The following is an 11,871-nucleotide window of genomic DNA, read 5'->3' as shown; positions in this document are numbered from 1 at the left end:
TTTAGGTCAAAGATCAGTACAGTATTCTTATGATTTCTAAAAACCTTTAATAAATGGCCTTTGATTTTTTAGTTCCGGTATCGGATAAAGTTCTAGCTCATAATGAGTTATTGCCAAGTCAATCTATCGGTAAAAACACCTATATACATACAGAAAAGGATGGTTTGCCTGTATTGGCAAATGCTACCGTTGCCATAGTAGGGGTTAGAGAATCTCGAAATGCCTATGAAAAGAAGCATGAGAAGTTAGATGTCTCTGCTATAAGATTACAATTCTACAAGCTTTTAATAGGAAACTGGAATGCCACCATTGTAGATTTAGGTGATATTGAAGAGGGCGCTACGGTAAATGACACCTATTTTGTGGTCAAAGAAGTAGTAGCCGGTCTTTTAGAAGAAGATATTATTCCTATCATTTTAGGGGCGACACAAGATATTACCTACCCTGCATACAGAGCTTTTGATGGTATTAGAGATATGATCAACCTGGTTGCAGTAGATAGTAGGTTCGATTTCGGGATCGAAGATGAGCTTATTTCTTCGCATTCTTATATGAGTAAGATCATAACCGATAAGCCTAATAACCTTTTTAATTTTTCGAATATTGGCTATCAAAGTTATTTTAACGCCCAAGAAGAAATAGATTTAATGGAGCGTTTATTTTTTGACGCTTATCGACTTGGTGAAGTTGCAAATGATATTTCGTTAGCAGAACCAGTACTAAGAAATGCACATATGGTAAGTTTAGACTTACGATCTGTAAAGGCCAGTGAAATTTCTATGTCTGGCAATTTTTCTCCGAACGGGTTTAATGGCAGAGAAATCTGTGCCATTTCTAGATATGCAGGTATCAGCGATAAAGTATCTGTATTCGGTTTGTACGAAATGGAGAATACTGTACAGTCGCAACAGCTGATAGCACAGATTATATGGTACTTCATAGAAGGTATCAATTTTAGAATAAAAGAAAGTCCATATACCAAAACCGATGACTTTGTTAAGTATAATGTACCTAGCGAAGACGAAGAATTGGTATTCTACAAAAGTTTATTAACAGAAAGATGGTGGACAGAAGTCCCATCTATTTTCACTTCACATACTAAAGGCCATACACCAGCGTTATTACCTTGCACCGAGAAGGATTATATTGATGCATGTAATCAGCAGATTCCAGAAAGGTGGTACAAGGCCTATAAGAAAGGCTTTAATTAACATTATTTTTTTAAAGCATAAAAAGACTTTAATACAATATTTTATATAAAACCTAGTTTTAGTTGATAGAATAAATTATTGTATTCTCAGTTTAAACCATAATCGAAATTTAACCTAAAGTATGAAGAAGCTATTGTTATCCTCTATAGCGTTTGTTTTTTTACTCACAAGTTGTGGGTCTAAGCAAAAAGGTGAGCTAACTGGAGTCCAGGGAAAAAAGTGGTATCCAGAAAAACCATATGGAATGGAACTTATCCCAAGGGGTTCTTTCATAATGGGTAAGAGTGAAGAAGATCAAGGAAAATTATTGAATGCGCCGACTAAGACAGTTACGGTACGTTCTTTTTACATGGATGATACAGAAATCACAAACAGTGAGTATCGTCAGTTTGTAGAATGGGTAAAGGATTCTATCGTTAGAACCAAATTAGCCATTTTAGCTGATGAGTTAGGTATCGGCCCAGAAGAAGGCGGTATTGGTGACTATGCATTTAAAGATGCAGATACTACAAGAGCATCTGTATACGATAAGTATATGTTAGATAATTACTCAGGTATGGGTGAAACGGGCTACGAAGGTAGAGCGTTAAGCAAAGATGAAGACCTAGTTTGGGACACATCAGACTACCCAGATGAGTATTATACCGAAATTATGGATTCTATCTACTTATCTGAAGAAGAGTCATATAATGGTCAACGTACTATTAACGTTAAGAATTTAAAGTATAAGTATAGTTGGATGGATATCGAGGCAGCTGCCCGTGCTTCTTTAAAAGGGAATAAGAGTCGTAAAGACTTTATTCGTACCGAAGAAGTAGAGATATACCCAGATACTACTGTATGGATCAGAGATTTCTCTTATTCATATAACGAACCAATGCACAATGATTATTTCTGGCACGATGCCTACAGCGAATATCCTGTAGTTGGTATCAGCTGGCAACAAGCAAAAGCATTCTGTAACTGGAGAACGAAGTTCAAAAATGATGATAACAAGAGTCGTAATAGACAATTCGTTAATCAATTTAGACTTCCAACAGAAGCTGAATGGGAATATGCTGCAAGAGGTGGTATCGAAGGTGGTACGTACCCATGGGGTGGCCCTTATGTAATCAGTGATACTGGTTGTTTTATGGCAAACTTTAAACCACAACGTGGAGATTATGCCGCAGATGCTGCTTTATATACAGTAGAAGCGAAATCTTACGAGCCTAATGACTTTAATATGTACAACATGGCCGGTAACGTATCTGAGTGGACAAATTCAAGTTACGATCCAAGTTCATACGATTACGTATCAACAATGAACCCTAACGGTGGTGATCAATCTAATACTAGAAAAGTTATTAGAGGTGGATCCTGGAAAGATGTAGCTTACTTCTTACAAGTAAGTACAAGAGATTACGAATACGCTGATTCGGCGCGTAGTTACATAGGTTTCAGAACAGTACAAGATTATATGGGTGAGGAAGATTCCACACAATAAATAATAATATTAACAGTTTTATAATAAATTCAAATTCATTTTTTAACCAAATCTTTTTTATTAAACCTTAAATTAAATTAAACATGGCACAGTCAAAATCCACAAAAAAATTATTTAACATGGCCTACGGGCTAGGAGCATCAGTTGTAATTATCGGTGCATTATTCAAAATTCTTCACTGGGAGTTAGGACCATTAAATGGTGGTATTCTTTTAGCGATAGGTCTTATTACAGAAGCATTAATTTTCGCGATCAGTGCGTTCGAACCAGTAGATGAAGATCTAGACTGGGCATTAGTATACCCAGAATTAGCTGGTGGTGAAGGTAAAGCACCTAAGAAAGCACAAGCTGCAACTGAAATTAAAGAAGCTGAAGCATCTTTATCTAAGAAATTAGATGATTTATTAAAAGAAGCTGGTGTAGACGCAAGTCTTATGGAAAGCTTAGGTTCAAGCATTAAAAACTTTGAAGGTGCCGCTAAAGGTATCGCTCCAACAGTTGATGCAATGGAATCTACTAAGAAATATTCTAGTGAAATGGTTCATGCTGCAGCTCAAATGGAGTCTTTGAACAGTCTTTATAAAGTACAATTAGAAAGTGCTAGCAAACAAGCTTCAGTTAATGAAGAAGTTGTTCAAAATGCAAGTGCACTTAAAGATCAAATGGCATCTTTGTCTACAAACCTTTCTTCTTTGAATGGTGTATATGGTGGAATGTTATCTGCAATGAGTAGTAAAAACTAAATTGGATTTTAATAAAACCCAAGTCAATTATTAATTAAAATCTAAAAAAACAAATCCATGGCAGGAGGAAAAAATTCACCACGTCAGAAGATGGTCAACTTAATGTATTTGATCTTCATCGCAATGCTGGCATTAAACATGAGTAAAGAGGTATTAGCCGCATTCGGTATAATGAATGAAAAGCTAGAGACTTCAAACGCAATGACAACGGCAAGTAACGAAGCGTTCTTAGGTAGTCTGGAAACTAAAGCATCTGAAGATGCAGCTAAGTATGATAAGCTGTACAAGAATGCTCAACAGATTAAAGCAATGTCTCAAGAGTATTATGATTACTTAGAAGGACTTAAGACAGGTATGATGGAAGGGATCGAAGATCCTAAAGATTATGCTCGTATGGATATGGCTGATTATTTAGATCAGAAATTATTCCAAGGGGAAACTTTATCAGAAGACGGTAAAAAATTCATGAGTAACCTAACTGGTTATAGAGATCAAGTTGCGGCAATAGTGCCTAAAGCTTTAAAGCAATCTGTTATCGATCGTTTCCAAACAGGAGATGAAAATGGTAAAGTTGAAAAAAGAGACGGTACCAAACAAGATTGGATCAACTATCACTATGAAGGATATCCTTTAGTAGCATCTTTAGCAAAATTAACTCAGTTACAAGCTGACGTTAAAATGACTGAAGAAGCAGCTTTGAAATCTATGTTAGCAGGTGAGTTGACTAACCAAGTTTCTTTAAAGAACTTCGCAACTTCACTTTCTTCTACTAAATCTGCATACTATGCAGGTGAGAAGTATGATGGTAAGATTATTATCAGCAAAACTGATAACTCTTCTACTCCGGTAAAAGCTGAGTTAACTTTAGATGGTAGAAAATTAACTGAAGGTACTGATTATAAATTAGAAGCTGGTGGTGTTAAAATGTTGATTGGTTCTGGTTCTGCTGGTGACCATGAAGTAAAAGGTACTATCTACTTCAAGCAAGATGGTGAAGAAATTCCTGTTGAGGTTAAAAATTCATTCGCAACTATATCAAAGCCAAATGCTGCTTTAATTGCTGCTGATAAAATGAATGTTGTATATAGAGGTGTTGCTAACCCAATGTCTATATCTATACCAGGTATACCAAATAATAAAGTAAGAGCATCTGCTCCAGGTCTTAAGGCTGTTAGTGGTAGTAGTTATGTAATGACACCAGGTACTGGTAGAAACGTTACTATTACAGCTTCAGGTACTTTACCTGACGGTCAGTCAGTATCATCTAACTCTGAATTCAGAATTAAAGATATTCCAAGACCAGAAGGTAGTGTAAGTAAGCAAACCGGTAGTATTAAACTTCCAAAAAGTAATGTTGAGATCGCTACGATCGGTGCTGGCTTAGAAGACTTTGATTTTGATTTAAACCTTGCAGTAAGCGGCTTTAAATTTAAAGTGCCAGGTCAACCAACTGTTTCTGTAAGAGGAAATAAGATGGATGCTAAAGCAAAACAAGCTTTATCACGTGCTAAAAGAGGAGATATCGTTCAAATATTTGATATCGAAGCGTTTATCACAAACAATAAAAGTTACAAGTTGAAAAAAGTATCTCCAGTAGTTGTGGAGATTACAAACTAAATAAATAGAATGATACCGGGTAAGCCATTTGGTCTTGCCCGGTTAATTTTAAAGTGAAGCAAACATGAATTGGAAAAATGTTTTAGTAATGGGAGCGGTAACGATGTTACCTTTATCAATGATGGCCCAAGCAAATGTATTGAATGCAAAGAAACCCGATGAGGTTGGTGTTCGTACAGAAGCTCAGAAAGCTGTCGATAACGATGCTCCGTTAGAATATGGTTATGTAGATGATAGGGATATCCTTTGGTCTAAAACATTATGGGAAACCATAGATTTAGATGAGAGAGTTAACTTCCCATTATATTATCCAACAGATACTATGGATATTGGCCCAGATAGAAGGTCTTTATACCACGTTCTAATTAAAAATTTAAAAAGTGGAAAATTAGAAACTTATACAGATTCTTATTTCACTAAAAAAAGGTCTTTTAACGATTTAAAAGACGCCTTGCAAATGGTTGATACTCTTGATTACGGGTATGAGCAAATGAATGCAGGTGAAACTGTTTCTGAAGAGTACATTACTCGTAGAAATATTTCTGCAGCTGATATTGAAGAATATCACGTGAAAGGAATTTGGTATTTCGATAAGAGACAAGGAGAATTAAAATACCGTCTTTTAGGTATTGCTCCAGTTGCACCAGATGTAAACTTTATGGATGATGACAATCCAGATATGGTAGAGCTTTTTTGGGTATGGTACCCAGATGCTCGTGAAATGTTACACGAAGCAAAAGTTTTTAACCAACAGAATTCAGCTCAGCCTATTTCTTTCGACATGTTGTTGAATGCAAGAAGATTCGATGCCGTTATTTATAAAGAAGATAACGTACAAGGCGACAGAAAAGTTGACGATTACATTTCTGATAATGCTTTGTTCCAATTATTGGAAGCAAAACGAATTAAAGAGACAATTAGAGATAAGGAACAAGACATGTGGGCTTACTAAGCTTACTGAAAATCCAATTCATATCATAAAGACCCGGTCGAAAGATTGGGTCTTTTGTTTTTATATTATGTTTTCTACAATTGTCATTACCTTTGCGCCATGGTAGATTATATGGTAGTAGGGCTAGGGTTGGCGGGTACCGCATTTTGCGAAAACTTGCGTAGAAATAATAAGACATTTGTTGTTTTTAATGACCAATCGCAAACATCGTCTCGTGTGGCAGGCGGTTTGTATAATCCTATTATTTTAAAACGATTTACACTTTCTTGGCGAGCAGACGAGCAACTACCGATAGCCACCGAATTTTATACCCAATTAGAGCATTTTTTGAAGGTAACGTTTGATGAAAAGTTGAATGTGCTTCGAAAATTTGCCTCTATAGAAGAGCAAAATTTATGGTTTGAAGCAGCTGATAAAGAAAAGCTGAGGCCATATTTAGATACAAAATTGGTGAATAATGAGAATACCTCGCTCAAAGCAGCGCACCAATTTGGTAAAGTATTAGAAACGGGTAAGTTAGATACCAAGTTATTTTTTAATAGCTACACGAAGTGGCTCGAAAAAGAAAACAAGTTGTATACTGCTACATTCGATTATAGTCAACTTATAGTTGAACAAGAGTTTGTAAGTTATCAAAATATAAAAGCTAGACACATCGTGTTTACCGAGGGTTTTGGTATGATGCAAAATCCGTATTTCAACCATTTGCCTATGCAAGGTTCAAAAGGGGAATACATCGTTATTAAGGCTAGAGAGCTTAAGGAAACTAGAATAATCAAATCTTCCATTTTCTTAATTCCTTTAGGCGATGATTTGTATAAGATAGGCGCAACGTATAATAGAGATCAAAAAGATAATACTACTACCGAAAGGGCTAAAATTGAGCTCGCAGATAAACTAGGTAGCCTTTTAGATTGTCCGTATGAAATAGTTGATCACGAGGCAGGTATGCGTCCTACCGTAAAAGATAGAAGACCTTTAGTGGGTAAACATCCCAAGTATGCCAATTTATGGGTATTGAATGGTTTTGGATCTCATGGTATTACCATAGCACCTTGGGCGGCAAAATCGCTTTACGAGCATATAGAACATCAAATTCCGTTATTAGAGGAAATGAATATAGGGCGATTTGCTACGAATTAAGACTTTTTGAGGTAGCCTTAGCATCGTATTTTATAAACATATTGATCCATATGTTACGAGATACCCTCATAATTACCGGCATAAATACAATAAGAGTAATAATTATAGCAATAAACGCTTCTATCAAGCCAGCGCCTAGAAAAAGATAGGCGATAACAAATGCTGCAACGGCAAATGCAATTCCGACTCCGTAACTGACATACATAGCACCATAAAAGAAAGATGGTTCTATTTTATATTTAAGGTCACAATGGCTACATCTTTCATGCATTTTAAAGATTTTACCCATATGGTACGGGTTTTCGTCCAAATACATGCTTTCTTCATGACATCTTGGGCAACTTCCTGTTAAAATGCTGTAGAGTTTGTTTCCTTTTTTTAACATTTGCAAAACTTTATACCAAGGTACGATTTTGAGACATTTTTAAACTTAGAAATCTGCAGTTATAAAGATAAATTTAACTTAAAAGTTACCTAGGTAAAGTATGCCTTGCTTTTAAGAAAACACTAGAATAATTAGAATTTATGTTAAACGTTCACAACCTATCAGTCTCTTTTGGAGGAGAATATTTATTTGAAGAAATATCTTTTCGATTAAATGGAGGAAATAGAGCAGGGCTAGTAGGTAAAAACGGTGCAGGTAAATCGACATTGTTGAAATTGCTCAACAAAGATATGCCATTAGATACCGGTGTTATTGCCATAGAAAAAGATATTAAAATTGGCTTTTTAAGACAAGATATTGATTTCGTTGAAGGTCGGTCAGTTTTAGATGAAGCATACCAAGCTTTTGAAGAGATAAAAGCCTTAGAGCTAAAATTAGATGAAATCAACCATCAATTGGCAGAGCGAACCGATTACGAATCAGAATCATACAGTCAGCTAATTATAGACCTTAATGATGTTTCTCATCATTATGAAATATTAGGGGGATATAATTACCAAGGTGAGACAGAAAAAATTCTACAAGGGTTAGGTTTTAGAAGAGAAGATTTCGATAAAAAGACCGAAACCTTTTCAGGTGGGTGGCGTATGCGTATAGAGCTTGCCAAATTATTATTGCAGACTAATGACGTTTTACTACTCGATGAGCCTACCAACCACTTAGATATTGAATCTATCATTTGGTTCGAACAATTCTTGAACAATTATACAGGTGCAGTGGTAATCGTATCTCACGATAAAATGTTTTTGGATAATGTTACTAACAGAACGATTGAAATCTCATTAGGTCGTATATACGATTATAATAAGCCATATACCGAATATCTTGTTTTAAGAAATGAGATAAAACAACAGCAGGTAAACGCTCAAAAGAACCAAGAGAAAGAGATACAGCAGGCAGAAAGGCTAATTGAGAAGTTTAGGGCAAAATCGACCAAAGCATCAATGGCGCAATCTTTAATAAAGAAATTAGATAAGATTGAGCGTATAGAGGTCGATGAAGATGATAATAGTGTTATGAGTCTGCGTTTTCCAATTTCTGTTGTTCCTGGTAAAGTGGTGGTAGAAATAGAAGATCTATCAAAAGCATATGGTAATAATTTAGTCTTAAACGATATTAACCTTCTTATTGAGCGTGATACTAAAACTGCTTTTGTGGGGCAGAACGGTCAAGGTAAGTCTACATTGGCAAAAATAATTGTCGGTGAATTAAAGCATGAAGGTCATTTAAAATTGGGGCATAATGTACAAATAGGATATTTTGCTCAAAACCAGGCGGAGTATTTAGATGGTAATAAAACCATTTTAGATACCATGATCGATGCAGCAAATGAAAAGAATAGAAGCAAGGTAAGAGATATTTTAGGTTCATTTTTGTTCAGAGGCGATGAAGTAGATAAGTACGTAAAAGTACTGTCAGGTGGTGAGCGTAACCGTTTGGCTTTGGCTAAAATGTTATTGCAGCCTTTTAATGTATTGGTGATGGATGAACCTACCAACCACTTAGATATTAAATCGAAAAATGTACTTAAGCAAGCCTGTTTAAATTTCGAGGGAACTTTAATTTTGGTATCTCACGATAGAGACTTTTTACAAGGGTTAACCAACAAAGTATACGAGTTCAAAGATCAAAAGATTAGGGAGTATTTAGGCGATGTCGATTTCTATTTAGAGCAACGTAAGGTCGAAAACTTTAGGGCTATAGAAAAGAAGCAAGCGGTCGTGGTCGAAAAGGCAAAACCAAAATCAACGAATTCTTTTCAAGACCAGAAAAAGATGAAGAGCTTAAAAAACCAATTGAGTTCTGTGGAAAGTAAAATCGGTAGTCTTGAAAAAGAAATTAAAGAAATAGATCACAAGTTATTGGTAGACTATGACGCTACTATTGCAAAGCCTAATTTTTTCGATGGCTATCAAGCTAAAAAGAAAAAGCTGGAAACATTGATGCAGAACTGGGAAATTCTTACGATAGATATTGAATCGCTGGGGTAATAAGTAATTGCTTCACATACGTTTTTTGAGGTTTCACAACATAATCTGTAACTTTTACAACATAGAGCGGTCAGTCAACGATAAAATTTTAGTTTTTACCGTTATTAGTTCAAATTTGTAGGATAATTCTTAGTTTAAAGAGTTGCTCAAACCACCATCATTATGAAAAAACTATACTATTTAAGTTTCAGTCTATTATTTCTGACAACAATTTGTTTTGCAGAAGTATCAAAGAAGGAGAAAAAAGCCTTAATTGATTTCTACGAAACCACCAACGGTAATCATTGGGTAAAGAAATGGGATTTAAATGCTCCGGTTTCTCAATGGCACGGTGTTACTGTTGAAAATGATCAGGTTGTAGAAATTAATTTGTTCCATAATAATTTAATGGGATCTATTTCTTCGCAAATAGGAAATTTACAAAACCTCAAAGTGTTGAACCTTGCGTTCAATTCACTAACAGGAGCTTTACCTATAGAAATAACTACGCTTTCTAATTTGAAAGTATTGAAGCTAGAAATGAACAGACTTAATGGTCAGCTTCCAGAAGGCATTGGCAGCTTGTTACAATTAGAAGAACTTTCGGCTTTTAATAATTTTTTCACTGGTGAAATTCCTGCAACGGTAGGTAACCTAACAGGTTTAAAAGTATTAAACCTTTCTAGTAATGAGTTTTATGGTGATATACCAAGTTCATTAGGTGCTTTATCTCAATTAGAAACTTTAGGTCTATTCGAAAATAGATTAGAAGGTGCTATACCAAGAGATATGGGTAAACTAAGTAAGTTGAAAGAATTGGTTTTGGCGAACAACAGACTTATCGGTGAAATACCAAATGAGTTTGCCGATTTAGCAAGTTTAGAAGTATTTCAAATTCAGAATAACAATTTCAGTTCTTTTAAAGCTTTAGAGTTTTTAGAAACGAAAGAGTATTTAGTTTTTGATTATGATAAAGAAGATAGAAAATTAGAATTTAAAGACCTTAACTTCAGTAAGACCAGAATGGCCGACACGAAGTTCGAAGATATAGAAGAGTAAGAGTAGTTTACACTTTTAGTTAGTTTGGTGAAAGAAAGAGATGTTGAACAGCATCTCTTTCTTGTTTTTACGCATTTTCACTAGTAATGTATCATAAATGTATTTTTTGCACGTTATAATAAAAGTACTTTTTACTCTACTACATTTGAATATCAGGAAAGTAGTGTAAATGGTATGAATATAGTTCCCCCAAACAATTAAATTTTTTCAGTATGAAAAATGTTTTAACCTATGCTTGCATGATTCTCATGTTGACCAGTAGTTTTATGGTCAATGCTCAAATACCTTCAACAGAGAAACAATACCTATTAGATTTCAATAAAAGTACACTTGGTGAACAATGGCAAAATAAATGGAATCTTCAAGAAGACCCATCAACATGGTACGGTGTAGAAATAAAAGACGGTCATGTAACCGCTTTAAAATTGTACCGTAATAATCTGAAGGGTTCTATACCTGACGGAATTTCTATCCTTTCAGAATTAAAAACTTTAAATCTAGCTTTTAATACTATAGAGGGCGAATTGCCAGAAGATATATTTCAATTAGCAGCATTAACATCATTAAAGTTAGAAATGAATAAGCTAAAAGGGTCTTTGCCTCAAGATTATTCTAAAATGACAAGTTTAGAAGAGCTGTCCATGTTCAATAATCTGTTGCAGGGCGAAATACCTAATGGTATAGGCGATATTTCTAATCTAAAGTCCTTAAACCTATCAAGTAACTATTTAGAAGGTAGCTTACCGAAGTCTATTGAAAAGCTGCATAAATTAGAGCGATTAGAGTTGTTCGGTAATAAATTGGCTGGGGTCATAGAAGTTGACCTTGGTCGTTTAGTAAATTTAAAAGAATTGATTCTTTCGTATAATCAGTTTCAAGGTGACTTGCCGAGCGGTATGGCAACTTTAAGTAATCTTGAATTTGTACAATTACAGGGTAATGACTTTAGGTCGTTGAACTCCCTGTTAAGATTACAGAGTTCAAAATTAGCGGTTTTTGATAGTGACGATGAATTTTTGAATATGAAATTTGGTACGAATGAGGCGAGTAGAACACGTTTAGTAGATAACAAATACGAAGATGTAAAACGAAATTAAGTAGTAAGCTATTATAAAAAAAAGGGATGCGAAAGCATCCCTTTTTTTATGGGGTAAAAATAGCTAACATGGCATTTTTTATGATTACTTTAACCATTGCTATCTTCAATGCCAGATATGTTTTTTTGTAGTTTCGCGATTGAATTAC

Annotated in this window: 10 protein-coding genes; 9 read left to right on the top strand and 1 reads right to left on the bottom strand. The window is 35.0% G+C overall.

Annotation, left to right across the window (positions count from 1 at the left end; translation table 11 throughout):
• The first annotated feature begins 53 nt into the window (after positions 1 to 53).
• The 6 genes from ACPF9A_RS06410 to ACPF9A_RS06385 all read left to right on the top strand — a co-directional run bounded on the left by ACPF9A_RS06410 (position 54) and on the right by ACPF9A_RS06385 (position 7,152).
• Complete coding sequence (locus ACPF9A_RS06410; RefSeq protein WP_424002721.1) at positions 54 to 1,211, top strand: formimidoylglutamase; 1,158 nt, start codon at positions 54 to 56, stop codon at positions 1,209 to 1,211.
• Between the two features lie 121 nt (positions 1,212 to 1,332).
• Complete coding sequence (gene gldK / locus ACPF9A_RS06405) at positions 1,333 to 2,697, top strand: gliding motility lipoprotein GldK (RefSeq protein WP_424002719.1); 1,365 nt, start codon at positions 1,333 to 1,335, stop codon at positions 2,695 to 2,697.
• An 83-nt stretch (positions 2,698 to 2,780) separates the two neighbouring features.
• Positions 2,781 to 3,440, top strand: a complete 660-nt coding sequence (gldL, locus tag ACPF9A_RS06400; protein ID WP_424002717.1) for a gliding motility protein GldL — start codon at positions 2,781 to 2,783, stop codon at positions 3,438 to 3,440.
• A 57-nt stretch (positions 3,441 to 3,497) separates the two neighbouring features.
• The gene (gene gldM / locus ACPF9A_RS06395; RefSeq protein WP_424002715.1) at positions 3,498 to 5,057 is read left to right on the top strand and encodes a gliding motility protein GldM; all 1,560 of its coding nucleotides are present in this window, start codon (positions 3,498 to 3,500) and stop codon (positions 5,055 to 5,057) included.
• 64 nt (positions 5,058 to 5,121) lie between these two features.
• Positions 5,122 to 6,009, top strand: a complete 888-nt coding sequence (gene gldN / locus ACPF9A_RS06390; protein WP_424002713.1) for a gliding motility protein GldN — start codon at positions 5,122 to 5,124, stop codon at positions 6,007 to 6,009.
• A gap of 99 nt (positions 6,010 to 6,108) precedes the next feature.
• Entirely contained in the window at positions 6,109 to 7,152 is a 1,044-nt protein-coding gene (locus ACPF9A_RS06385) for an NAD(P)/FAD-dependent oxidoreductase (protein WP_424002711.1), read from the top strand.
• Here ACPF9A_RS06385 and ACPF9A_RS06380 read toward each other — a convergent pair.
• Positions 7,142 to 7,537: a DUF983 domain-containing protein gene (locus tag ACPF9A_RS06380; RefSeq protein WP_424002709.1), complete on the bottom strand. Its 396-nt coding sequence runs from the start codon at positions 7,535 to 7,537 to the stop codon at positions 7,142 to 7,144. The genes ACPF9A_RS06385 and ACPF9A_RS06380 overlap by 11 nt on opposite strands.
• A gap of 140 nt (positions 7,538 to 7,677) precedes the next feature.
• On the opposite strand from ACPF9A_RS06380, the gene ACPF9A_RS06375 reads away from it, so the two are divergent.
• From ACPF9A_RS06375 to ACPF9A_RS06365, 3 genes are all read left to right on the top strand, one after another.
• Positions 7,678 to 9,588 carry an ABC-F family ATP-binding cassette domain-containing protein gene (locus ACPF9A_RS06375; protein ID WP_424002707.1) on the top strand — a complete coding sequence of 637 codons (1,911 nt, stop codon included), beginning with the start codon at positions 7,678 to 7,680 and terminating at the stop codon, positions 9,586 to 9,588.
• Positions 9,589 to 9,750: 162 nt separating this feature from the next.
• Complete coding sequence (locus ACPF9A_RS06370) at positions 9,751 to 10,626, top strand: leucine-rich repeat domain-containing protein (protein ID WP_424002705.1); 876 nt, start codon at positions 9,751 to 9,753, stop codon at positions 10,624 to 10,626.
• Positions 10,627 to 10,838: 212 nt separating this feature from the next.
• Positions 10,839 to 11,723 carry a leucine-rich repeat domain-containing protein gene (locus ACPF9A_RS06365; protein WP_424002703.1) on the top strand — a complete coding sequence of 295 codons (885 nt, stop codon included), beginning with the start codon at positions 10,839 to 10,841 and terminating at the stop codon, positions 11,721 to 11,723.
• Positions 11,724 to 11,871 lie beyond the last annotated feature (148 nt).

The organism is Maribacter sp. IgM3_T14_3, from assembly GCF_049603095.1.
GTDB lineage: Bacteria > Bacteroidota > Bacteroidia > Flavobacteriales > Flavobacteriaceae > Maribacter.
Note: the sequence above shows the minus strand (reverse complement) of the source record. Positions and strands in the feature narration are given on the sequence as shown.